The sequence below is a fragment of the Streptomyces sp. SCA2-17 genome (assembly GCF_044336695.1).
On record NZ_CP117521.1, the window covers coordinates 525,481 to 549,691 of the forward strand.

Sequence of the window (24,211 nt, forward strand, 5' to 3'; positions counted from 1 at the left end):
ACCGGCCGGCCGGGCGGGTCACTCCGCGAGGGCCGCCCGGACCTCGTCGCGCAGCAGCCCGACGTAGTCGCGCATCCAGCCCTCGATCGTCGCCCGGTCCCACAGATCGGAGGAGTACTCGGCCATTCCGACGAGCACGTCGCCCGCCGGTACGAGACCGAAGGTGAACTCCGCCCGGGCGGCCTCGGGCGCGAGGTCCTCGATCGCCACGGCCACCCCCGGCAGCTCGATCTCGGTCTCCAGCGAGTTCTGGTAGGCGAAACCGACCGCGAGCCGGTCCGGCATCTCCATCCCGTACCGCTCCCGCAGCAGCGGGGCCAGGTCCCGCGGCGGCATGAACGCGTCGATGCACGCGACAGACGTCCGGGCCACCTGGTCGACCAGGGCGGTGAAGGAGGCGGCCTCCCCGTCACGCACCCGCAACGCGAACCCGGACGTCGCACAGGTCACGAGCGACTCGAACTCGCGGCGCCACCGGTTGGCGTAGGAGACGTTGAAGACCACGTCGGACTGACCCGAACCGCGGGCCATCAGCCGTCCCAGCGCCGCCGCGGTGACCGCGTAGGGCGTCGCCCCGCGGCGCCGCGCCAGCCGGTCGACGTCCGCGCGGACGTCGGCGGGCACCGTGAACATCACGACGCCGCCCCGCCCGCTCAGCTTCCCGGGGCGCGGCCGGTCGAGCGGCATGGCGACGCCGAACGGCGCGCCGTCCAGCTCGCGCTGCCAGAACGCCAGCTTGCGCTCCTCGACGGCGGGGTCGGCCGGCTCGCGCTGCCAGCGCGCGTACGCACCCGGCCGGCCCACCTCGGGCGACAGCCCGTCCGGCAGTCCCTCGGCGGCCGAACCGTAGAGCGCGGCCAGCTCCTTGAGGATCAGGCTGACGGCCCAGCCGTCGCACACGGCGTGGTGCAGGACGAACAGCAGGACCCACGTGCGCTCGCCGGAGCGCAGCAGACGCAGCGCCGGCCCGGCCCCGGTGGCGAGGTCGAACGGCGTCTCGGCGGCCTCGGTGGAGATCCGCTCCACCGCGGCCTCGCGCTCCCCGGCAGGCAGCCCGGTCAGGTCCTCGACGGGCAGGCTTACGGGCCGGGCCCGCACGATCTCCTGCTGCCAGTCGTCGCCGTCGGGGACGATGCGGGTGCGCAGGCCCTCGTGCCGGGCGACGAGCCGGGTCAGGGCCGTGCGCAGGGCGTCCACGTCCAGGTCGCCGGTGAGGGTCAGGCGCATGGCGACGTTGAACACCTGCGGCAGCGCGTGGCCCTGCTGGACCCGGGCGAAGTGCACCTGCTGATCGGTGGCGGGCACCCGGTGCTCGACGTCGTCGCCCGAAACCTCCTTGTCACCGGAGAAGAAGGCGGCCATGGCCCGCAGCGTGGGCCGCTCGTAGAAGCGCACCATCGGGTACTCGCTGCCGAACTCCTCCCGGGCCCGGTTGACCAGCCGGATCGCGGTGATCGAGTGGCCGCCCAGGTCGAAGAACGAGGCGTCGGGCGCGAGGGAGCCGGCATCCGTGCCGAACTCGGCGGCCCACAGCGCGCGGAGCCGCCGCTCGACGTCACCGGAGGGGGCGACCACGGCGCCGCCCGGCGTCCGGGGCGCCGGAGGCGCGGCCGTGACCAGGTCGGGCGCGGGGAGCCCCGCGCGGTCCAGCTTGCCGCCCGCGGCCACGGGCAGCGCGGCCAGGACCGTCCAGGCACGCGGCACGAGGTACTCGGGCAGCCGCTCGGCCAGGGCGTCGGCCATGAGGTCCGCGAAGGCCTGCCGGTCGCCTTCGGCGTCCCCCACCGGGTCGGCGGGGACGGCGAACGCCGCGAGGTACGCCTCGCCCCGGCCGTTGCGGCGCGCCAGGACGACGGCCTCGCGCACGCCCTCCAGGGAGTTGAGCGCGCGGGAGACCTCCTCCGGCTCGACGCGGAAGCCGCGGATCTTCACCTGGTCGTCGGTGCGGCCGCGGAACTGCAATTTTCCGTCCGCGGTCCAGCGCACGAGGTCGCCCGTACGGTAGAGGCGGGCGCCCGGGCCGCCGTCGGGGTCGGGCAGGAAGCGCCCGGCGTCCGCCTCGGGCCGGTGCAGATAGCCGCTCGCCACGCCCGGCCCGCCGACGTGGAGCTCCCCCACGGCGCCGACCGGAACCGGCGCGCCCGACTCGTCCAGCACCCGCAGGCGCACGTTGTCGACGGGGCGGCCGATCGCGATCTCCCCGGTCTCGCTGCCGAAGCTGCCGGAGCTGCCGGAACCGTCAGCCGCCTCGCCGGGCACGACCGTCTCGACGGTGCACAGCACGGTGACCTCGGTGGGCCCGTAGACGTTGGCGACCTCGTACGGCGTGCCGGGCCGCGGCCGGGTGCGCATCACGTCGCCGCCCATGAGCAGGTGGCGCAGCGGCGGCTGGGCGTCCGGCGGGAGCTGGAGCAGTGTCTCGCCGAGGGCCGTGGGCAGGATGGAGAACGTGACGCCCTGCGCCGCGTACCAGCGGGCCAGCGCGAGCGGGTCCTTGCGTACGGCGTCGCCCGCGACGGTCAGCGAGGCGCCCGCGGTCAGCGCGGGCCAGACCTCCAAGACGGAGGCGTCGAAGCTCTGGCTGCACACGAGGGCGGCACGGTCGGCGGCGGTGAAGCCGAAGCGCCGGTGGTGCCACGCGCAGAGGTCGACGACGGCGCGGTGCGGCACGGCGACGCCCTTGGGCGTGCCGGTGCTGCCCGACGTGTAGATGACGTAGCACAGCGACTCGCCGCCGGCGACAGGTGCCGCGGAGGAGGGGGCGCCCGCCGGACCGTCACCGGGCGCCACGACGACGACGCCCTCCGGCAGCCGGAGCTGCGCCGCATCGGCCTGCGGGGAGACGAGGACGCGGGCGCCGGACTCGGCGATGACCTTCTCGGCGCGGGCCCGGCCGAGCGCGGGGTCCAGCGGCACGTACGGGCTGCCGGCCTTGAGGGCCGCGAGCATGGCGACGACGAGACCGGCGGAGCGCGGCAGCCACAGGGCCACGGGGGCGCCGGCCGCGCCCCGCTCCCGGAGCACGGCGGCCAGCCGGCCGGCCCGCTCCTCCAGCTGACCGTAGGTCAGGACCCGGTCACCGTCGAGGACGGCGACGGCGCCGGGAGCCGCCGCGGCCCGCCGGGCCACCAGCTCGTGGACGGTGACCTCCTCCACGGGGTGCCGCGGCCCCCGCTCCCACTGCGCCGGTACGGGGCCGCCGGGCGCGGCCGGTGCGAGGGCGTTGCCGGCCGCCCCAGGGGTGGCGAGCCGGGACAGCGGGGCCTCCGGTGCCTCGACGGCCGCGGCCAGCACGTCCCGGAAAGTGGCGAAGAACCGCTCGGCGGTCTCCGGGTCGAACAGGTCGGTGTTGTACTCCAGGTGGCAGCGGATGCCCTGCGGCTGGTCGGTGAAGTAGACGGTGAAGTCCGTCAGGGACTTGTCCGGCCCCGCGTCCAGGGGCGTCGCCTTCACGTCCGGCAGTTCGAAGCGGAACGGCTCGCTGCTCTGGAACTCGGCGAGCACCTGGAAGACGGGCGTGCGGTCCGTGACCCGAGGCGGTGCGAGCTCGCGCACGACCGCCTCGAAGGGCACGACCGCGTGGTCGTAGGCGTCGAGGGCGCGGCCGCGCACCCGGTCCAGCAGCGTGGCGAAGGACGGGTCCCCGGAGAGGTCGAAGCGCAGGGCCAGGGTGTTGACGAAGAACCCGAGCAGGTCACCGGCCTCTTGCGGCCGGTCGGAGACGGGGGTGCCGATGATGATGTCGTCCTGCCCGGTGACGCGGTGCAGCATGGCCGCGTACCCGGCGAGCAGGGTCATGAACAGGGTGCCGCGGCGGGCCCGGCTCAGCTCGCGCAGGCGCGCGGAGAGTCCGGGGCCCAGCGTGCGGAAGACGGCCCGGCCGTTGGACGTCATGACCGCGGGGCGCGGCCGATCGGTGGGCAGGTCCAGGACGGGCAGGCCGCCGCCGAGCGTCTCGCGCCAGTAGGCCAGGTCGGCCGCGGCCTCCGGGCCCTCCAGGGCCGCGGCCTGCGCGCGGGCGTGCTCGGCGTAGCTCCGGGTGAGGACGGGCAGCCCGGTGTCGGTGCCGTCGCGCCAGGAGCGGTAGAGGGCCGACAGGTCGCGGGTGAGGACGGTCGCGGAGGCCGCGTCGACGACGATGTGGTGGATCGACAGCACGAGCACGTGCGCGTCGTCGGCGAGCTTCACGAGCCGGGTGACGAACAGGGGTCCTTCGGCGAGGTCGAAGCGGCGGGCACTCTCGGCGGCCAGGGTCTCCCGCACGGCCTCTTCGCCGCGCCCCGTGCCGTCGACGACCGCGAAGTCGGGCTCGGCGGGCGGCCGGACGACCTGGCGCGGCTCGCCGCCGGTCTCCCGGAAGACGGTCCGCAGCCCCTCGTGGCGGGCCACGAGGCCGCGCAGCGCCGCGCGCAGGGCGGGCACGTCCAGCGGGCCGTCGAGGCGGATCGCCTTGGTCTCGTTGTAGGCGGTGCGGCCCGGCAGCATGCGCTCCAGGAACCAGATCCGCTGCTGGCCCGGGGAGAGCGGGGCCTCTACGGGAGCGGGGGTGAGGACGGCGGGCGCTGCCGGTGCGGGGGCCTTCTCCGCGCCCTGCTGACGGCGGCGGCGCAAGGCGTCGAGGTGGGTGAGGCTCGCGCGCAGCTCGCCGGGCGCGACGCCGAAGTCGACGAGGGAGACGAGCTCGTCGGCGCCGGCCGCCGTGACCGTGTCCACCACGGGCGCGACGGAGTCGACGGTGCCGATCAGGGCCCGCTGGTCGCAGTAGCGGTCGTAGGCGCGGCGGAACACGACGTCCAGGTCGTCCTCGCTGAGCGAGGAGAGGTCCACGTTGTGCCCGAGGCTGTTGGTGACGCCCCCGAACAGCGACAGCGACGCCCGCATGTAGCGCGACAGGGGCTCGTACGCCTCGGCGCGGGCCGTGTCGTGGCGGGCGGCGAGGTAGGTGTGCAGCAGGACGGCCACGCGGCCGGCGGCCGGGTCCAGGCCGTGCTCCTCGCGAGTGCGGCGGTACAGCGCGATGTTCTCCGCGAGCTGTTCGACGCTCTGCGTCATCAGGTTGGTGACGATGCCGAGGTCGTGGCGGGCCGCGAGCGCGAACGAGGCCGGGTTGCCGACCACGGCCGTGTACATCGGCGGGGCGTCCTGGACGGGCCGCGGGAAGAGCCGCACGTCCGCCTCGCCGTCCCCGGTGGTCCGGCGCAGCGGCTCGCCCCGCCAGAACCGCCGCACCTGCTCCAGCTGCTCGTACATCGTCTCCTTGTGCCGGCCGAAGCGGTCGGGGAAGAAGACGAAGTCGTTGGCGTGCCAGCCACTGGCGATGCCGATGCCGACGCGGCCCGCGGAGAGGTTGTCGGCCATCGACCACTCCTCCGCGACCCGGATCGGGTCGTGCAGCGGCAGCACGACGGACCCGGCGTTGAGGCGGATGCGGGTGGTCTCCCGCGAGAGGGCGGCGGCGAGCACGGCGGGGTTGGGGAAGAGCCCCCCGAAGGAGTGGAAGTGCCGCTCGGGCATCCAGAGGGCGTGGAACCCGTTCCGGTCGGCGAACCGGGCGGTCTCCATGAGCAGTTCGTACCTGCCCTGCTGGTCGCCGTCCTCGGGATAGTCGCCGAAGAAGTAGACGCTGAAATCCGGGGTGCGGGGGGCTGTCCGCGGCGCGGCAGGTGCGGCGGCCGCGGCCGCGTTCCAGGCCATGGAGGCGATGCGTACGGGCTTGTTCTGCTCTTCAGCGGGGGTTCTCTCGGCAGGCGCCTTCGGCGCCACGGCCGCCGCCGGGCGCGTACCCGGGAAGAAGCCCGCCCCGCGGAGCTCCCGCAGGGAGCCCTTGACCGCGTCGGCGATGAACTCCAGGTCGCCGTCCGAGTGCGCGGTGGAGAGGAAGAAGTTCCGCCACTCCCACACGTGGACGCCGCGCAGCATCAGGTGGTGGTAGAGCAGCTCCATGTCCGCCCGGTGGTCGAACCGGAACTGCGAGCCGAAGTGGCTCATCCGCAGCGGGAACTCCTCCGCCTCGAAGAAGGCGTTGAGGGTCCCGGCCAGCTCGGCCGTCCGCGCGTTGAGCCGCTCCTGGAGCCGCGGGCTGTGCTCCTTGAGGTGCGTGAGGACGGCCCGCGCGGCCACCATCGACACCGGGTGCTGGATGTACGTGCCGCCGAAGAACGTCGTGTCCGCGGGCGGGTAGCTGTCGTCGCCGTAGGACCAGTAGCCGCCGTCGACGCCGTCCATGATGTCGGCGCGGCCGGCGATGGCCCCGATGGGGAAGCCGCCGCCGAGCAGCTTGCCGTAGGTCGCGAGGTCGGGCGTGACGCCGTACAGCTCCTGGGCGCCGCGGAGCGCGGGGCGGAAGCCCGTCAGCATCTCGTCGAACATGAGCACGATGCCGTGGCGGGCGGTGAGGTCGCGCAGCTTGCGGACGAACTCGACGGGCTGCAGCGCGGGGTGCCGGCTCTGCACGGGCTCGATGATGACGGCGGCGATGTCGCCGGCGTGCTGCGCGATGGCCTCCAGGGAGGCGTCGCTGCCGTAGTCGAGGACCATCAGGTCCGCGACGGCGCTGTCCGGGATGCCGCGGGAGACGGGCACGGTGAGCCGGCTCTCCGGGGAGCCGGAGGGCCGCCCGAGGACGGTGTCGGCGTGGCCGTGGTACGCGCCGAGGAAGGTGACGATCTTGTTGCGGCCGGTGGCGGAGCGGGCGAGGCGGATCGCCGCGGAGTTGGCCTCCGTGCCGGAGTTGGCGAAGGCCACGCGCTCCATGCCGGTCAGCCCGGCCAGCAGCTCGGCCGCCTCGCCGGTCTCGGCGTTGCGGGGGCCGAGCTGGATGCCGCGGGAGAGGTGCTCGCGGACGGCCTCGCCGACGAACGCCGGCTCGTGGCCGAAGAGGAGCACGCCGAAGCCCATGGTGATGTCGACGTACTCGTTGCCGTCGACGTCCTGGAGGCGGGCGCCGCTCGCCCGGCGGCCGGCGATGGGGTAGAGCATCTCCTTCGTACCGCTGCGGAAGCCGACGACGGCGCGGCTGTCGGCGAGGACGCGGCGGTAGCGCTGGGCGAGCTGCTTGGAGGTGGGGGTCTTCGCGGTGTAGCGGCGTACGAGGTCGGCCAGGTGGTCCTGCTGGGCGCGCGGACCGTCACCCTGAACCATGCCGGAGGCGCGCGACACGGTCACCCGGGGGCCGTGCACGCGGCGCGGGGCGGCGGGCTGCTCCGCGGCCGCCGCCCCGGCCGGGACCGCCGGCTCGCCCGCAGCCGCCGGCTCCTCCGCGCCCGGCGACGTCGTGTCCGGAGCGTCCCCCGCCGGATCACCCGCGGGACTCTCCGCCGGGCCGGTGCCGAGCTGCTCGGCGATGCGCCGCGAGAGCTCGGCCATGGCCGCGAGGTCCTGGTCGAGAGCCGCGGAGGCGGCGTCGAGGCCGGTCACCGGGACACCGCCGCCGTGCCATTGAGCCGGGACGTCGCGGCAGCCGTCTGGAGGGCCAGCAGCTGGGAGAGCTGGGACATCATTTGCAGCTGTATCTGCGATATCTGCTGGAGCTTGTGGGCGAGGTCCTCCAGCTCACGGCGCGTGGCGTACTCGGGGGCGCCGGCCGCCGGGACGACAGGCTCGGGAACCGCGGGGATGACGGGACCTGCCGGCGCCGCGGGAGCGACCGGTTCCGGCGCCGCCGCGGCAACCGGCGCCGCCTCGGGTGCGGCCGCCCCGGCCCCCTCCCCCGGCATCCGGCTCACGATGAGCTCCGCGAGCCGCAACGGCGTCCCGGTCTCCTCGAACAGCTCCCGCATCGAGACCTTGACCTCGTACTCCTGCTCCAGCTCGCGCAGCGCGCTGATCATCTGGAGCGAGTCGGCGCCGAGGTCGAAGAAGGACGTCTCGCCGGTGATGGCGTCCGGGTCGTGCCCGAGGTGCCGTGCGGCCGACTCGACGATGCTTCGGACGACCCGCTCGACCGCTGCCTGGTGCTGTACCACAGTGGCTCCATCTGTCGCTGGTGTTCCGGTACGTACGGCCGTCAACTCCGGCCCTGTCCAGTAGTCCTTGTGCTGGAAGCGGTAGCCCGGCAGGGGGATCCGGCGGCCGCCGCAGCCCGCCAGCAGCGGCCGCCAGTCCAGGTCCGCGCCCGCGCAGTGCAGGCCCGCCGCCGCGGCCCACAGGGCGCCGAGGCCGGAGCCGCGGCGCAGCGACGGCAGGGCGCGCACGGCCGGCAGGGCCCGGCGCGCCAGTCCGCTGAGCGTGGTGTGGGGACCGATCTCGACCACGGCCGCGGGCGTCTGCGCGCCCACGGTGCGCAGCGCCTCGTCAAAGAGCACGGGCTCCCGGGTGTGGCGCAGGAAGTACGCGGCGTCCGGCGTCCAGCCGGGTGCCCGGAGCGCTCCGTCCAGCCCGCTGACGAAGGGGATCCGAGTGGGCCGGAAGGTGACGTCGTCGAGCACCGCCCGGAAGTCCCCCAGCATCGGCTCCATGAGGGCGGTGTGGAAGGCGCGTTCCACCGGGAGGCGTTCGCCGGGCGTGCCGCGCTCCTCCAGCAGGGCGAGCACCCGGTCCACGGCGGCGACGGGCCCGGCGATGACGTGGGAGCGCTCGCCGTTGGCCACGGACAGCTCCGCGCCGGGGACTTCGGCGGCGAGGGCGAGGGCCGCGCCGCGGGTGAGCGGTACGGCGGCCATCGCGCCGGGGGCGCAGAGCTTCTGCATCAGCCGGCCCCGCTCGGCGGTCAGGCGCAGGCCGTCCTCCAGCGTGAGGGCTCCGGCGGCGTGGAGGGCCGCGTACTCGCCGACGCTGTGCCCGGTGACGGTGCCGGGGGCGACGCCGGTGTCCTGCCACAGGCGCGTGAGCGCGCACTGCAACGCGAACAGGGCGGGCTGGGCGGTGTCGGTGGCCCGGAGGGAGTCCGCTCCGGCGGTGCCGAGGAGCCCGTCGAGCAGGGAGCCGCCGCCGAGGTCGCGGTGGTGGTGCTCGCAGGCGTCGAGCACCTCGCGTACGGCGGGGAAGCGCTCGTAGAGCTCCGCGGCCATGCCCGGGTACGGGCTTGCCTGGCCGGTGAACTGGAAGACGACGCCGGGCGCGCCGTCGCGGGGCGCCGTCCCGGCCGTGACGGCCGCGGAGTCCGTGCCCGCGAGCCGGCTGTCGAGGGCGGCGGCGAGCGCGGCGGGCGTGCTGCCGCGGACGGCCAGCCGGTGGCGGCCGTGGGTGCGGCCGAGCGCGGCGGTGGTGACGAGGTCGGCGAGGGGCGTGCCGGGCCGCTCCCGCAGCCGGTCGCGGAAGGCGCGGGCGTTGGCGGTCAGCGCCTCCTCGCTGCTGCCGGAGACCAGGAGGACGTCCGGCGGGGCCGCGGCGGCGGCCGGGCGGGGCGCGGGCTCGGGGGCCTGTTCGAGGACAAGGTGGACGTTGGTGCCGCCGATGCCGAGGGAGGTCAGGCCCGCGCGGCGCGGGTGGCCGTCCTCGGGCCAGGGCCGGGCGGTGGCCGGCAGGTAGAAGGGGCTGCCCTCCAGGGCGAGCAGCGGGTTGGGGGTGGTGAAGTTCGCGATCGGCGGGACGACGCCGTGCTCCAGGACGAGCAGCGTCTTGATCAGGCCGGCCAGTCCGGAGGCCACGTCGAGGTGGCCGATGTTGGCCTTCGTCGAGCCGAGCGCGCAGTACTGGGTGCGGTCGGTGTCCTCGCGGTAGGCGGCCGTGGCGCCGTCGAACTCGATGGGGTCGCCCTTGAGGGTGCCGGTCCCGTGGGTCTCCAGATAGCCGATGGTGTCCGCGCCGACGCCGGCCCGGTCCAGGGCGCGGCGGACGGCGGCGCGCTGGCCGCCGGCGCTGGGCGCGCTGTACGCCTTCTTGTCCGCGCCGTCGTTGGTGACGCCCCAGCCGCGGATGACGCCGCGCACGGTGTCGCCGTCGGCCAGCGCCCGGTCGAGCCGCTTCAGGACGACGGCGGCGACGCCCGTGCCGCCGACGGTGCCGTCGGCGCCCGCGTCGAAGGCGCGCAGCCGGCCGGACTTCGAGAGGATCGACCCCTTGACGTACTGGTAGCCGAGGACCTGGGGGACGTGGACGGCCGTGGCGCCGGCGAGGGCGATGTCGCAGTCGTCCGCGAGCAGCGCCTGCGCGGCCGTCTGGACCGCCACGAGCGAACTGGAGCAGGCGGTCTGGACGCTGACGGCGGGTCCGGTGAGGCCGAGCCGGTACGCGATGCGGGTGGCGGTGAAGTCGGGGGCGTTGCCGGTCAGGATCTGCATGCCCGCCATCCAGTCGGTGACGGGCGTGCTCGGCAGGACGTTGTTGAGCTGGTAGGTCTCCAGCGTGTACAGGTGGTAGCCCGCGGTGGCGTAGACGCCGGTCCTGCCGCCGTCGCGCTCGTCGGGGTACCCGGCGTCCTCCAGGGCGTGCTGGGCGCACTCCAGGAGCAGGCGCTGCTGCGGGTCGGTGAGCTGCGCCTCGCGGGCGCTCATCCCGAAGTGGGGGGCGTCGAAGCCGGCGATGCCGTCCAGGATCCCGGAGGCGCCGACGAAGCCCGGGGCCTCGTAGCGCTCGGCGGGCACGCCGGCCGCGGCGAGCTCCTCGCCGGTGAAGCGGGTGATGCAGTCCGTCCCGTCGCGGATGATGCGCCAGAACTCCTCGGGGGTGTCCGCGCCGGGCAGCCGGAAGGCCAGTCCGATGACGGCGACGGCCCGGTCGGTACGGGCGGGGTGTCTGCGGGGGTGGGGCGTGGGTGTCATGAGATGCGGCCTTCCGCCGTCGGTACGTCCCGGGCCGCCCGGTCGTCCCGGCCGCCGGGCCGGTCCTGGCTCCGGGTGGAGGTCCTGCCGCGGCCGAGGAGCACGGCGAGCAGGACGGCGCACAGGGCGATGGCCAGCCCGTGGAAGGCGGCCACGACCTGGAGCGGCGAGAACGACTCCAGCAGGGCCGCGCTGACGATCATGCCGAGGCCGAAGCCGGTGTTCTCGGCGGAGGCGGACAGCCCGAAGAGCCGGCCGCGCTCGGCGTCGGGGGCGGCCTGGAGGCGGGAGACGTACACGATCTCCGTGAAGCCGTCGGCCATGCCGGCCACCAGGGCGGCGATGATGGTGGGCACGGTGGGCAGGCCCGCGAAGACGACGATGAACGCCGCCGACATCAGGCACGCCCCGAGCGCGAACGCCCGCTCCCCCGGAGTGCGGCCGGTCCGCTTGGTGACCCGGCCGAACAACTGCTGCGCGACGATGTTGCCGATGGCCCAGGTGGCCCAGAACTGGCTGATGAACGTCGCCGGGTGAGCGGGGTCCAGGCCGTCCGAGTAGATGGGCAGCGCCACGTTGTGGGACGAGGAGCCCAGCCCGTCCACCGCCCGTACGGCGATCATCACCGCGAGCAGGGGCGCCGTGCGCAGCAGCATCCGGGCGAAGCCGCCCGCGGCGCCGGCCTTCTCCTCCGCGCCCGCGGCCCCGGCACCGTCCCCGGCCTCCGGAGCGTCCCCGGCGGCCGCCCGGGTCCGTACGGGCAGCAGGAACAGCACGCCCGCGGAGATCACGAACGTGACGGCGTCCAGGGCGAACGCCGTGGAGTAGCCGAGCTGCGCCACGACCAGCCCCGAGGACGCGAAGCCCGCGATCATGGCGAGCGAGCGGCCGGTGACGAGCAGGCCGTTGGCGCGGGCCCGGTGCTCGGCCCCGACGATCTCCGGCACGCTGCTGCGCAGCGCGACCTGGGAGAGTGTCGCGCAGGACCCGGTGATCACCGCCAGGGCGAAGAGCAGCCCGACGCGGGCGCCGTCCGGGGCGAGCAGCAGCGCGAGCAGGGCGAGCGCCTGGGTGACGTCGGCGCCGACCATCAGGCGCTTGCGGTCGCGGGTGGAGACCAGGCGCCCGGCCACGAAGCCCGCGAGCACGCTGGTCACCAGGCGTACGGCCATGAACAGACCGGCGGTGAGCGCGCTGCCGGTGACGTGGTAGATGAAGACGTTCAGCGCCACCATGTTCAGGTAGCTGCCGTACGCCGAGATGCCGTTGCCGACGACGAGCAGGCGGAAGTGCCCCACGCGCGGTCCCCCTCCGGTCGCTCCGGGCTCAGTGCCGCGGTCGGCGGCGTCTCTCACATTCGCCCGGTTCGAAGCGGCGCTGGAGCCGCGGAAGTTGGGGACTTGACACTCGACCGGCCTTTGATTAAGGGGATATTGACCGGCTGGTCACTCTTTTTTGCTTGCATTTAGCAGAGTTCGTGGTTAGATCCCTCTAAAGCGTCGCGCGGGTGGGGGAACTCCGCCCGCTGCCGGCCGCAGGCCACCCATGCCGCGCGGCTCCGCCAGCCCATGGAGACGAGATGCCCGGCCGCAGCCTCCCGGCAGGACCGCCGCGCCTGTCGCCCCGCGAGCGGCAGGTGCTGGCCCACATCGGCGCGGGGCTCACCTACCACCAGACGGCCAGGCGACTCGGTATCAGCGTCCACACCGTGGGCACCTACCTGCGCCGCATCCGCGCCAAACGCCCGGCGCCCACCCTGGCGGACCTGGTCCGCCTCAGCATCACCCAGGACACCGGCCGGAGCGGCTGAGAGGCCACCACAACGAGCAGCCCCCGGGTCCGCCGCGCGGATCCGGGGGCTGCTCGCTCGAAGCGACTGCCGTCAGTCGGCGGTGCCGACCGGCTCGGGCCGGGCCTCGGCCGCGTCGGCGGCCTGGGCCGCCTCGGCCTTCTTCGCCTTCATCTTCATGACGACCAGCGAGCCGAGACCGAAGAGCACGGCGGCGAGCAGGCCGAGCCAGGAGAACTTCTTCAGCCACTCCTCGGCGACCTTGCCGACGGAGTAGATCACGGCGACGGTGCCGCCGGCCCAGACGATGCCGCCGAGCACGTTGGCGATCAGGAACTTCCAGTAGGGCATCTTCAGCACGCCCGCGAGCGGGCCGGCGAAGATGCGCAGCAGGGCGATGAAGCGGCCGACGAAGACCGCCCACATGCCCCACTTCTGGAAGGAGCGCTCGGCGGTGGCCACGTGGTGCGGACCGAAGTGCTTGGGGAACTTGCGGCCGAGCCACTCCAGCAGCGGCTTGCCGCCCTTGCGGCCGATGAGATAGCCGATGGAGTCACCGATGATGGCGCCCGCGACGGCACACGCACCCAGCACGTAGGGGTTGATGTGGTCCTGGGTGGCGGCCAGCAGCGTGGCACTGACGAGGACGATCTCACCGGGAAGCGGAATGCCCAGGCTCTCCAGACCGATGACCCCGCCCACCAAGAGGTAGACGGCGATCGCCGGTACCGTTTCGAGCCACTCCTGGATGTGCAACGCCGGTTCCTCCCGGTTTGACGATCTCTTCCCGGCGTGCGCCGCGAGGGCGCACGCCGGGAAGCCTACTGGAGGAGAGGACTCCCTCGGACGCCCGCGGGTTGCGACGGTACGGCTACTTGTTCGGCCGGAGGGTCCAGACGACCGTCATCTCGCCGGTCACCGCGCCGTCCTCGCGCGTGATCGCCACGTGGACGGGGAACTCCGGCCGGCCGCCGGCGTCCAGCTCGGCGACGACCTCGGCGACCGGGCGGCCGAGCTCGGCCGTGGCGGTGACGGGGCCCATGGCGAGCTTCTTGTAGCCGATCTCGGCGCTGACCGCGAGCGGCACCGCGCGCGAGAGCTGGTCGCCGAAGGCGGCGAGGACGATCGCGCCGCTCGCGGACTCGGCGAGGGTGAACATCGCGCCGGCGTGCGGGCCCCCGACGTGGTTGTGGTAGTCGGGCTGGTCGGGCAGGCGGACGACGGCGCGCTCCGCTCCCGCCTCCTCGAAGACGAGGTTGAGCGTCTTGGCCATGGGCACGGTGGCCAGGAGCATGTCGCCGATCGAGGGCGGGGTGCTGGTCTCAGACATACCCGCAAGTTACCAGTCGGTAGCAACGACGGGGAAGGGGCGGGCTCACCGGGATCACCATCTGCCTCTATGGTTATCGGCCATGTGGCCAGGACAGCAGCCGCCCGGGGGCGAGCAGAACCCGCAGGACTCCAATCCGTACAAGACGCCGGGCCCGCCGCCGGGCCCGCCCTCCGGCGCGCAGCCGGGCTACCAGCAGCCCAACCCGTACCAGCAGCCGGCCTACCCGCCGGCCGCCCCGGCGGCGAACCCCTACCAGCAGCAGCCTCCCGGCCCGCCGCAGCCCGGTCAGCCGGGCGGCGGCCAGCAGTGGCACACGCCGGCCCCGGCCGGCGCACCGCAGCCGCCGCGCGACAACCGCAAGCGGACCACGATCATCGCGATCACCGCGGCGGTCGCGGTGGTGGCCGCCGCCGTGATCACCGGTGTCGTCGTCCTGAAGGACGACGACAAGGAGAACGTGGCGCACGGCGACCCGGCGAAGTCGCCGAGCGCGGGCCCGTCCGCTTCCTCGGCGGCGCCGTCCCAGAGCGCGAGCGAGGACCCGGCGGACAACCCGCGGGCGAACGTCGAGGTCAAGCCCGTGATCGACGGCTGGAAGGTCGTCACCAACAGCAAGCGGCACGTCGTCTTCGACGTGCCGAAGGAGTGGAAGGTCGGCTCCCCGGGGACGAGCTTCGGCTTCCAGGACGAGGACGACCACTCCTTCCCGCCCAACGGCAAGGGCATCACCATGTCCGGCGTGGCCTACTTCAACGAGGACCGCTGCGAGAAGGACGCCACCCCCGTCGCCGCCGGCACCAAGGGCGCCCAGGGCGCCAAGAGCGAGGCCGACGCCGCCGAGAACGAGGCGCTGAACTGGCTCTTCTGGGGCTTCGACCAGAAGAAGACCGGCAAGTTCAACTACTCCAAGGGCAAGGAGTTCAAGAGCGACCACGGCCTGACCGGCACCTCGGCGTCGGCCACGGTCACCGGCGTCGCGAAGAAGCACCACTGCGCCACCAGCGCCAAGTCCGTGACGGTGACGTACAAGGACGTCAACGGCGACCTGGCCACCTGGTGCCTCTACAGCGCCACGGGCACCGAGGACGAGGTGCCCGACGACACCATCAAGAAGATCATGAGCTCGCTCCGGCCCCTCAAGAGCTCCTGAGCTTCTGACCTCCTGCTCCTCCCCGAACCCCCTGCTCTCCCGGCCCGCCCGCCGGGTGGCGGCCCGCGTCAGCCGACGCTGAAGGTCCCGCCCGGCGGCTCCGGAGAGCCCACGGCCTCCGCGTCGTGCACCGGCCCGGCCCCGGCGGCGAACCGCTCCAGGGCCGGGCCGTGCTCGACCCGGGCCGGGAACGCGTCCGCGGCCGCGCGCCGGGCCAGCGCCGCGACCGGGAGCCCGGCGTGCGAGGCGACGAGGATCGCGTTGCCGAAGCGCCGCCCGCGCAGCACCTGAGGCTCCGCGATCAGGCACACGTGCGCGAAGACCTCCGCGAAGGTGGCCACCTGCGAGCGGAGGAAGGCGAAGGGCGCGCCGTCGGCGAGGTTCGCGGCGTAGCGGCCCCGGGGCCGCAGCACCCGGGCGGCTTCCCGCGCGTACTCCAGCGAGGTCAGGTGGGCCGGGACCCTGGAGCCGCCGAAGACGTCCGCGACGATCACATCGGCGGAGGCATCCGGCGCGGCCTCCAGTTCGCTGCGCGCGTCACCGGCGATCACCTCGATGCCGGAGCCGTGCCGCAGCGGCAGGTGCTCGGCGACCAGCGCGAGCAGCCCGCGGTCCGCCTCGACGACGCGCTGCCGGGAGCCCGGGCGGGTCGCGGCGACGTAGCGGGGCAGGGTGAGCGCCCCGCCGCCGAGGTGCAGCACGTCGAGGGGGCGGTCCGGCTCGGCGGCGGCGTCGAGGACGTGGGCGATCCGCCGAGCGTACTCGAACTCGAGGTGGGCGGGGTCGCCCAGGTCGACGTACGACTGGGGCGAGCCCTCCACCGTGAGCAGCCAGGCCCGCGGCCGGTCCACATCGGGCAGCAGCTTGGCGGTGCCGCCGTCCACGTCCCGCATCACGGGTATCGGCTCTGCCGGTTCGTTCACGCCTGGTTCGTTCAGGCCTGCTTCGTTCACTCCCCCATTGTGGCGTTCAGGGGTGGGGTGAGGAGACCGTCCCGGTACCGATGGTGCGGCCTCCCTCGCGGACGACGAAGGCGAGGCCGGGTTCGAGCGGCATCTCCCGGTCGAGGGCGACGGTCGCCGTGACGGTCTCGCCGGGGAGCGCGACGCCGGGCCCGCCGAGGTGCACGGTGCCGGGGACGCCGGCCGTGCGGATGTGGAACTGCGGGCGGTAGCCGGAGAACACGGGGGTGTGCCGGCCGCCCTCGTCCGCGCCGAGCAGGCGGATGCCGGCGGCGAAGCGGCGGCGCGGCACGACGCTGCCGGGCGCGGCGAGGATGTCGCCGCGGCGCGCCTCGTGGCGGTGGAGCCCGCGCAGCAGCAGGGCGACGCGGTCGCCGGCCTGCGCGGCGCCGAGCGGCCGGCCGAAGCTCTCCAGGCCGGTGACGAGGGTGTCGCGGGGGCCTTCGGGCCCCAGAAGCTCGACGCTGTCGTCGAGCAGGACGGTGCCGCGCTCGACGACGCCGGTGACGGCGGTGCCGCTCCGGGCGAGGGTGAGGACCTTGTCCACAGAGAGCAGGAACGGCGCGTCCGCGTAGCGCAGGGGCGTCGGTACGTAGGTGTCGACGGCGTCGAGCAGGGCCTCGATCGCGGCGATCCAGCGCGGGTCGCCGCCGAGGGCGCGCAGGCCCGAGACGCGGACGACCGCGGTGTGCCCGCCGTCGTAGCCGTGGGCGGTGAGCAGGGCGCGGACGTCGCGCTCGGCGAGGCCGGTGCGTTCCGGGTCGCTCGCGTCGGCCTTGGTGAGCGCGACGACGAGGTGGCGCACGCCCGTGCTGCGGGCGAGCAGCAGGTGCCCGGCGGTCTGTGCGGCGGGCCCGTCGGCGGCGGAGACGGCGAGGACGGCGCCGTCGATCCGGGCCGTGCCGGCGAGCAGGTTGCCGGTGAAGCGGGGGTCGCCGGGCGTATCGGTGTGGGCGTAGTGGCGGGTGTCGGTCTCGTAGGCGACGTGGGCGCAGGCGACGGTAGGGGCCCGCTCCGCCTCCTGCGGGGCGGGGCCGAGGCCGGCGGGCGGGACGAAGACGGCCCGGCCGCGGCCGGCGAGGAGCTTGGTGACGGCGGCGGTGAGGGTCGTCTTGCCGTGGCCCGAGGGACCGAGGATTCCGATGTTGAGGTGCGGTTTGTGGCGTGGAAGGCCTGATAGGGGCCGGTGCATGCGGTTGATGCTCGCGCACGGGGTGCGGGGCGTCGAACGGTTTTCACGGGCCCGGGGCTGCCGCGCGCAAGGGACGCGGGGACGGCAATCGAGTGAACGTATGAGGAAGGGGTGTTCCGCGCCCGCCCCGTCTTTCCGGGATGACGACCGCTTTATATCCCTGTCGGTTAGGCTCCAGCGATGCCCGATCCCGCCGCGCCCTCCCCCGGCCCCGCCGCCGCGCCCACCCCCGGCACCGGCCCCGCCGAGCGCCGTCCGCGCGCCCGGCCGTCCGCGTGGTTCCGTCTGGGCCTGCTCGTGGCGCTGCTGGCCGCCGCCGCGGCCACGGTGCTCGCCCTGCACCCGGAGCGGCTGCTCACCTCGGGCTGGCCTCAGTTGTCGGGCGGCGCGGCCATCGTGCTGTTCTCCGCGGCGTACGGGGTGTGCACGGCGGCGTTCGTTCCGCGGCCGATCCTCAACATCGCGGCCGGCGCGCTGTTCGGCGCCCCCGCGGGGACGGCGGCGGCGGTCGTGGGCACGGTGCTCGGCTCGGCCGCGTCGTTCGGGCTGGGCCGCCTGCTGGGGCAGGACGCGCTGCGGCCGATGCTGCGCGGGAAGTGGCTGCGGGCGGCGGACCGGCAGCTGAGCCGGCACGCCTTCCGTTCGATGATGGCCGTCCGGCTCTTCCCGGGCGTGCCGTTCGCCGCCGCGAACTACTGCGCCGCCGTGTCGCGGATGCGGTGGACGCCGTTCCTGCTGGCGACCGCGCTGGGCAGCGCGCCCGCCACCGCCGCGTACGTGATCGCCGGCAGCCACGCCACGGCGCCGACGTCGCCCGCGTTCCTCGGGGCGACGGCGTTCATCGCGGTGACCGGTCTGGCGGCGGTGATCGTGGCATGGCGCAAGAAGGGCCTGGCGGCGCGGCGCCTGTCGCGGTCGTAGCGCCGTAGCGGGGACTCCGGACGTCGGCGGGCCGGCTGCGGAACCGTCGGCGAACGCGGTGCACGGCCGTCCGCCATCCGGGCGGGCCCGGCGCGCGCGGCTGCCGCCGGAGTGCTGTCCTGTCCTGGACACCCCGCCGAGAGGAGCCGTCCCGTGATCCCCGTCGATCAGCTCTCCAACCCCGCCGTCCGGACGCTGGTGAGCGCCCTCAACGCGGGCGACCGCACCGCCTTCCACGAGTCCCTCGCGCCGGGCGCGACGATGGCCGACGACGGTACCGACCGCGACCTCACCCAGTGGGCCGACCGCGAGATCTTCACGGTCAACGGCCACATGGAGGTCGAGTCCGAGAGCGACGACGGCCACGCCCTCGTCGCCCGCTACCGCAACGACACGTGGGGCGAGATGCGCACCAAGTGGTACTTCACCGTCGACGGCGGAAAGGTGACCCGGTTCGAGACGGGACAGGCCTGACGTGAGGTCTGCTGCGGCCGCAGGTTGGTGCTGTTCGCGCTGGTGACGGCCGGTGTGCTGAGCCCGCACGCGGCCGGGGACGTGAGCTGACATGGGGGCGGGGGCCCCACAAGTCCGGCTCGTACCGTTTCGGGGCGCCTTAGTGGGATGAGGTGCCCCACGGCAATACCGGGACGGTAGCGGGCTGGTCACGATTGATGCAGATCGGCGCTTGAGGGATTGTTACCGAGGGTACGGTTCCCCGGTCCGTTCGTACCTCACGTAACCCGAACCTCCGGGGGATGCATGCGCACCACTGCCGTCACCGTCACCGCCCTCAGCCTCGCCGCGGCCCTGTCGCTCGCCGCGTGCAGCAGCGAGACGAAGGCCGAGACCGTGAAGTCGGACGGGTCATCACCCTCGGCCGCGCCCGCGGGGCCGTCGGCGGAGCCCCTGGCCATGGGCAAGGGCACGGAGACCGTCGGAGCGGGCGGCGGCGGCAAGCTCGACATCACGCCCGTCAGCGTCGTGTACGCGGCCAAGACCGCGACCGACAAGCCCTCGCACGGCCTGTACGCGGTGATCGCCGTGCAGGAGCGCCCCATGACAGAGGTGGCCGCCGCGGAGACCACGCCGACCGAGAAGGGCGGCTGGCAGTGGATAGCCGCGGACGGCCAGGCCGTCAGCAGCGAGCCGAACATCTTCCTGCCGGGCCTCGACGCGGGCGGCCCCATCCGGGCCGGCGCCACCCAGCTGCGGGCGCGCACCTTCGACATCACCGCCGCGCAGCGCGGCGGCACCCTCACCTACACGGACGGCGAGGGCAAGACCTTCCGCTGGCAGATCCCGGCCCAGGACTCCGGGCCGCAGGTGACGAAGGTGAAGAAGGCCCTGGGGAGCTGACACCGGCCCTCCGGATGCGCGGCGCCGCGGCTCGGCGCAGGCTGTGCACATGGGCACGAGACTGCCGCCGCGGGCGGCCGTGGCCCTCGCGGCCGCGGCCGCCGTGGTGACGGCGGCCGCGGCCTGCGGGGGCTCCTCCGGCAAGGCCGGCACCACGATCACGCTCTCGGGCGGCCCGTCGGCCTCCCCGCAGTCCCGCACGGCCTCCTTCGGGGACACCTATGAGTACCGCGACGGCCTGAAGGTGACGGTGACGCGGCCGGCGAAGTTCACGCCGAGCAGCACCGCCCTCGGCCACGAGGCGGGCAACCAGCCCGTCAGGTTCACGGTCTCCCTCAGCAACGGCGGCAAGGAGCCCCTCGACACGGCGGGCGTCCTCGTCACCCTGGAGTCCGGCGCCAAGGCCGACCGGGCCCAGCAGGTCTTCGACAGCGCGAGCGGGGTCGGCACGCCGTTCACCGGGACCCTGGAGCCGAAGGGGTCGGGCACGGCGACGTTCGCCTTCGACGTCCCGCCGGGCGGCCTCGGCCGGCTGAACGTCGCCGTGCGGCCGGGCTTCGGCCAGGAACGGGAGACGGTCCACTGGACCGGTTCGGTAGGGTGACGCTGCGTCACGCCGGACCGTTGAACCACCCGGCACACGCGCCTGGTTAGGGTGGGGCTGCAGCGCGTTCGGCACCGCCGGACAGCCACCGTCGTGGTTGCGCGCCGTTGCGGCGGCTCATTTCCCGGAGATGCACCCGGTTTCCCGGGTCGTCCCGCCCGGGGAAGCGGGCCCGCCGCGGCGGCGAAGCACCACCACGGCGTGAGTCCGGCGGAAGGGGAACGCGTCGCAACCGGCGCGTTCACAAAGGCCCGCCGGACGGCACACCCGCTGGGAGACACCTTGATCGTCGTGGACGCCTCCGCCCTCGTCCTGGCCCTCGCCGACGACGGACCGCGGGGCGAGAGCGCCCGCGCCGCGCTCGCGGCGGACGCCGACTGGGCCGCCCCGGAGCACATCCTGGTGGAGGTCATGCAGTCGCTGCGCGGCATATACCTGGCGGGGCAGGTGACCGCCGAGCGGGTCGCCGAAGTCGCCGGGCGGCTGCCGGGCCTGACGCTGCGGAAGGTCCCCGTGGAGCCGCTGCTGGGCCGGATGTGGCAGCTCAAGGACAACCTCACGCCGGACGACGCGGCCTACGTCGCCGTCGCCGAGGAGCTGGGCGCGACCCTCGTGACGGCGGACCTGCGGCTGCTGCGCGCCACCGGGCCGCGCTGCCCGATCCGGGGCATCACCGACGCGGCCGCGACCACCCGGTGAGGGGGCACGATGACCAGCACCGATGACGCCGTGCTCCTGCGCCGCGAAGGGCGCGTCGGCCGCATCACGCTCAACCGGCCCCGGGCGCTCAACGCCCTGACCCACGCCATGGTCCGCCGCGTCGCCGCCGCCCTGGACGCGTGGGAGGGCGACGCCGCGGTCGCCACGGTCGTGCTCGACGGCGCGGGTGAGCGCGGCCTGTGCGCGGGCGGCGACGTCCGGGCCGTGCACGACGACGTCCGCGCCGGTGGCGGCGCGGCCTCCCGGGAGTTCTGGCGCGACGAGTACCGGCTCAACGCCCGTATCGCCGCCTACCCCAAGCCCTACGTGGCCCTCATGGACGGCCTGGTGATGGGCGGCGGGGTCGGCCTGTCGGCGCACGGCGCCGTCCGGATCGTCACCGAGCGCTCGTCGGTGGCCATGCCCGAGACGGGCATCGGCTTCGCCCCCGACGTCGGCGGCACCCACCTCCTCTCCCGGGCCCCCGGCGAGCTCGGCACGCACCTCGCGCTGACCACCGCCCGCATGGGCCCGGGCGACGCCGTGCACGCCGGGTTCGCCGACCACTTCGTGCCGGCCGCGCGGCTCGCGGAGTTCACGGCGGCGCTGGCGGACACGGAACCGGCCGACGCCGTACGGGCCTTCGCCACGCCGGCCCCCGCCTCCGGGCTCGCCGCGCAGCAGGGCTGGATCGACCGCTGCTACGCCGCCGGCACCGTCGAGGAGATCCTCGGGCGGCTGGCGGACAGCGGGGTGGCCGAGGCGAAAGAAGCGGCGGAGGCGATCCTGGGCAAGTCGCCCACGGCGCTCAAGGTCACGCTCAGCGCGCTGCGCCGCGCGCGCCTGCTGCCCGGCCTGGCCGAGGTGCTGGAGCAGGAGTACCGCGTGATGTGCGCGTCGCTGGCCGACCCCGACCTGCTGGAGGGCATCCGCGCGCAGGTCGTGGACAAGGACCGCAAGCCGCGGTGGCGGCCGGCGAAGCTGGAGGACGTAACGGACGCGGACGTGGCGCGGCACTTCGCGCCGACGACCGGGCCCGGACTCGGTCTCCAGCGGCCCCGGCCCGTCCCCGCCTGACGCACCCGCAGACGGAGTACCACGCTTCCAGCGAAGCGCTCACGTACCGAACAGCTGCGTCCAGTACGTGCCCGCGCTGCTGCCGGTGGCGTAGCCGATGCCGATGTACGCGAAGTCCGGTTTGAGGATGTTGGCACGGTGGCCCGGGCTGTTCATCCAGCCCTGGACGACCTCCGCCGCGCTGCGCTGCCCGCAGGCGATGTTCTCGCCGATCCCCGGGTGCGGGGCTCCTGCGGCCCGCGCCCGGTCCCAGGGCTGACTCCCCTCGGGCGAGGTGTGCGCGTAGAAGTCGCGGGCGACCATGTCGTCGCTGTGCGCCTGCGCGGCGGCGGCGAGCCGGTGGTCTCCGGCCAGCGGGCGCAGCCCGGCCGCGCCGCGCTCGGCGTTGGTGAGCACGGTGACCTCGGCGGTCAGCAGGGCCAGGCCCGCGGGTGTCATGGGCGCGGCCCACAGCGCCGTCCAGTAGATGTCGCCGCCGGGGCCGCTGACATGGGCCGCGGCGGCGTGGACGACGGCCGGGTCGCGGAAGGGCCGGGCGCGCTCGGGGTCCGCGAGGCAGTACGCCACGAACTCGGCGGGCGTGCGCGGCCCGGACACGAGGTGCTCGGCCACGGTCAGGCAGCGGTATCCGGCCGCGGCGACGCGGTGGTGGAGCGAGGTCCCGTCCGGGCCCTCGGCGGCGAGCCGGCCCTGCGCGGCCATGGCGGCGGCGTGCGCGCGGGCCGCGGTGGCGAGCCGGCCGTCGGCAGTCACGGGCCGCAGCCCGGCCGGGATCCGCTCGGCGTTCACGAGGGCGGTGAAGGCGTCGGAGGGGCCCGGCGCCGCGTGGGGCGCCGGCTCGCCGGCGTTCCTCCCGGAGTCCGTGCCGTCGTCGGCCACGTCCACGCCGAAGTCCCTGGCCACGCCCGCGAGTCCGTCCGCGTACCCCTGGCCCAGGGCGCGTATCTTCCAGCCCGTGCCGCGCCGGTAGAGCTCGGCGAGCAGCAGGACCGTCTCCGGCCCGGGACGCGGCGGCACGAACCGGGCCAGGACCCCGCCGCCGCTTCCGGCGACGGTCAGGACGGGCACGGGCAGCGCCCCGAGCCGCGTGCCGGGCTCCGCCGGGCTGACCACGACGGTGACCCGCGCGGCACCTGCGCGCAGCCCCCGCGGATCGACGGTGACGGTGTCACCGGCGAGCCGGGCGCCGGGGGCGGCCGGCTGGTTGTAGAAGACGAAGTCGGCGTCCCCGGCGACCTTTCCGTTCTCGCCGGTGACGATGACCGACAGGTCGAAGGGGCCGGGTACGCGGAGGGAGAGTGCGCCGTCGGGCAACGGCGCGTTGCCTCCGGCCGCGAGGTCGTTCATCGCTGCTCCTCCGAACACCGGCCGCGTTTCGGCCGGTGCGGTGGAAAACGTGCGGTCCGTCGGTGAGGTTCCCTCAACCCCCGGCGGGGCTGTTACGGAACGCCTCCAGCAGCCGCTGCGCCGCCAGCCCCGCCGGCAGCGTGCCCTCGCGCACCCGCTGTTCGACGCCCGGGCGCTCGGCCCGTACGGCGGGATGGTCGCGCAGCTCGTCCATGAGCTGTTCGCGGACCATCGTCCAGACCCAGTCGACCTGCTGATCGCGCCGCCGGGCGGCCAGCGCGCCCGTGCTGTCCATGACGCGCCGGTGCTGCTCCAGCCGTTCCCACACCGTGTCCAGGCCCGTGTTCTCGCGGGCGCTGCACGTGAGGACGGGCGGGTTCCATGCGGCGTCCGGCGGCTGGAGCAGGCGCAGCGCGCCGGCGAGTTCGCGGGCGGCGGCCTTGGCGTCGCGCTCGTGGGGGCCGTCGGCCTTGTTGACGGCGACGAGGTCGGCCAGTTCCAGGACGCCCTTCTTGATGCCCTGGAGCTGGTCGCCGGTGCGGGCGAGGGTGAGCATGAGGAAGCTGTCGACCATGTCGGCGACGGCGGTCTCGGACTGGCCGACGCCGACGGTCTCCACGAGCACCACGTCGTAGCCCGCGGCCTCCATGACGACGATGGTCTCGCGGGTGGCCCGGGCGACGCCGCCGAGGGTGCCGGCGGTGGGCGAGGGCCGCACGAACGCGGCGGGGTCGACGGCGAGCCGCTCCATGCGGGTCTTGTCGCCCAGGATGCTGCCGCCGGTCCTGCTGGAGGACGGGTCGACGGCGAGGACCGCGACGCGGTGGCCGAGCCCGGTCAGCATGGTGCCGAAGGCGTCGATGAAGGTGGACTTGCCGACGCCGGGCACGCCGGTGATGCCGATCCGCCGGGCCGCCCCCGCGTGCGGGAGCAGCTCGGTCAGCATCCGCTGGGCGAGGGCCCGGTGGTCGGCCCGGGTGGACTCGACGAGCGTGATGGCGCGGGCGACGACCGCGCGCTTGCCGTCGAGCACGCCCTTCACGTAGGCGTCGATGTCGATCGTCCGCGCCATGTCAGGAGC

The 24,211-nt window shown here is 74.6% G+C and carries 17 protein-coding genes; 8 read left to right on the top strand and 9 right to left on the bottom strand.

Going from position 1 to position 24,211, the window contains the following annotated elements:
- Nucleotides 1–18 precede the first annotated feature (18 nt).
- From PS271_RS02300 to PS271_RS02310, 3 genes are read right to left on the bottom strand one after another with little or no spacing between them, the layout of a single operon-like run.
- Nucleotides 19–7,416, bottom strand: coding sequence for a MupA/Atu3671 family FMN-dependent luciferase-like monooxygenase (locus tag PS271_RS02300; RefSeq protein ID WP_495656745.1), 7,398 nt, complete (start codon nucleotides 7,414–7,416; stop codon nucleotides 19–21).
- The gene (locus PS271_RS02305) at nucleotides 7,413–10,700 is read right to left on the bottom strand and encodes a type I polyketide synthase (protein ID WP_398379631.1); all 3,288 of its coding nucleotides are present in this window, start codon (nucleotides 10,698–10,700) and stop codon (nucleotides 7,413–7,415) included. The genes PS271_RS02300 and PS271_RS02305 overlap by 4 nt, the downstream gene beginning before the upstream one ends.
- Nucleotides 10,697–11,935, bottom strand: a complete 1,239-nt coding sequence (locus PS271_RS02310) for an MFS transporter (protein ID WP_398386629.1) — start codon at nucleotides 11,933–11,935, stop codon at nucleotides 10,697–10,699. Before PS271_RS02310 ends, PS271_RS02305 begins: the two co-directional genes overlap by 4 nt.
- Before the next feature lie 344 nt (nucleotides 11,936–12,279).
- Between PS271_RS02310 and PS271_RS02315 the strand changes: the two genes are divergently transcribed.
- Nucleotides 12,280–12,510 carry a response regulator transcription factor gene (locus PS271_RS02315; protein ID WP_398379633.1) on the top strand — a complete coding sequence of 77 codons (231 nt, stop codon included), beginning with the start codon at nucleotides 12,280–12,282 and terminating at the stop codon, nucleotides 12,508–12,510.
- Between the two features lie 72 nt (nucleotides 12,511–12,582).
- Here PS271_RS02315 and PS271_RS02320 read toward each other — a convergent pair whose 3' ends face one another.
- Together PS271_RS02320 and PS271_RS02325 are read right to left on the bottom strand one after the other, a co-directional pair.
- On the bottom strand, nucleotides 12,583–13,245 hold the full coding sequence (locus PS271_RS02320) for a DedA family protein (RefSeq protein WP_398379635.1): 663 nt from the start codon (nucleotides 13,243–13,245) through the stop codon (nucleotides 12,583–12,585).
- Between the two features lie 115 nt (nucleotides 13,246–13,360).
- On the bottom strand, nucleotides 13,361–13,819 hold the full coding sequence (locus PS271_RS02325; protein WP_120758374.1) for a DUF4442 domain-containing protein: 459 nt from the start codon (nucleotides 13,817–13,819) through the stop codon (nucleotides 13,361–13,363).
- A gap of 82 nt (nucleotides 13,820–13,901) precedes the next feature.
- Between PS271_RS02325 and PS271_RS02330 the strand changes: the two genes are divergently transcribed.
- Nucleotides 13,902–14,972 carry a DUF8017 domain-containing protein gene (locus tag PS271_RS02330; protein WP_398379637.1) on the top strand — a complete coding sequence of 357 codons (1,071 nt, stop codon included), beginning with the start codon at nucleotides 13,902–13,904 and terminating at the stop codon, nucleotides 14,970–14,972.
- A 68-nt stretch (nucleotides 14,973–15,040) separates the two neighbouring features.
- Here the strand turns inward: PS271_RS02330 and PS271_RS02335 are convergent, their stop codons facing one another.
- Nucleotides 15,041–15,865 carry a spermidine synthase gene (locus PS271_RS02335; RefSeq protein WP_398386631.1) on the bottom strand — a complete coding sequence of 275 codons (825 nt, stop codon included), beginning with the start codon at nucleotides 15,863–15,865 and terminating at the stop codon, nucleotides 15,041–15,043.
- Nucleotides 15,866–15,941: 76 nt separating this feature from the next.
- Complete coding sequence (locus PS271_RS02340) at nucleotides 15,942–17,126, bottom strand: GTP-binding protein (RefSeq protein ID WP_398379638.1); 1,185 nt, start codon at nucleotides 17,124–17,126, stop codon at nucleotides 15,942–15,944.
- Nucleotides 17,127–17,306: 180 nt separating this feature from the next.
- Here PS271_RS02340 and PS271_RS02345 point away from each other — a divergent pair, with 180 nt between their 5' ends.
- The 6 genes from PS271_RS02345 (at nucleotide 17,307) to PS271_RS02370 (ending at nucleotide 21,783) form a co-directional block, all read left to right on the top strand.
- Nucleotides 17,307–18,047 carry a TVP38/TMEM64 family protein gene (locus PS271_RS02345; protein ID WP_398379640.1) on the top strand — a complete coding sequence of 247 codons (741 nt, stop codon included), beginning with the start codon at nucleotides 17,307–17,309 and terminating at the stop codon, nucleotides 18,045–18,047.
- A 153-nt stretch (nucleotides 18,048–18,200) separates the two neighbouring features.
- Nucleotides 18,201–18,521 carry a nuclear transport factor 2 family protein gene (locus PS271_RS02350; RefSeq protein ID WP_398379642.1) on the top strand — a complete coding sequence of 107 codons (321 nt, stop codon included), beginning with the start codon at nucleotides 18,201–18,203 and terminating at the stop codon, nucleotides 18,519–18,521.
- Nucleotides 18,522–18,806: 285 nt separating this feature from the next.
- Nucleotides 18,807–19,403 (top strand): hypothetical protein, encoded by a 597-nt coding sequence (locus PS271_RS02355; RefSeq protein ID WP_398379644.1) that lies wholly within the window; start codon nucleotides 18,807–18,809, stop codon nucleotides 19,401–19,403.
- A gap of 49 nt (nucleotides 19,404–19,452) precedes the next feature.
- Entirely contained in the window at nucleotides 19,453–20,007 is a 555-nt protein-coding gene (locus PS271_RS02360) for a COG1361 family protein (RefSeq protein WP_398379645.1), read from the top strand.
- Between the two features lie 291 nt (nucleotides 20,008–20,298).
- The gene (locus PS271_RS02365) at nucleotides 20,299–20,706 is read left to right on the top strand and encodes a type II toxin-antitoxin system VapC family toxin (RefSeq protein WP_398386633.1); all 408 of its coding nucleotides are present in this window, start codon (nucleotides 20,299–20,301) and stop codon (nucleotides 20,704–20,706) included.
- A gap of 9 nt (nucleotides 20,707–20,715) precedes the next feature.
- Entirely contained in the window at nucleotides 20,716–21,783 is a 1,068-nt protein-coding gene (locus tag PS271_RS02370) for an enoyl-CoA hydratase/isomerase family protein (protein ID WP_398379647.1), read from the top strand.
- A 39-nt stretch (nucleotides 21,784–21,822) separates the two neighbouring features.
- Here PS271_RS02370 and PS271_RS02375 read toward each other — a convergent pair whose 3' ends face one another.
- Entirely contained in the window at nucleotides 21,823–23,130 is a 1,308-nt protein-coding gene (locus PS271_RS02375; RefSeq protein ID WP_398379649.1) for a CAP domain-containing protein, read from the bottom strand.
- Nucleotides 23,131–23,203: 73 nt separating this feature from the next.
- The gene (gene meaB, locus PS271_RS02380) at nucleotides 23,204–24,202 is read right to left on the bottom strand and encodes a methylmalonyl Co-A mutase-associated GTPase MeaB (protein ID WP_398379651.1); all 999 of its coding nucleotides are present in this window, start codon (nucleotides 24,200–24,202) and stop codon (nucleotides 23,204–23,206) included.
- Nucleotides 24,203–24,211 lie beyond the last annotated feature (9 nt).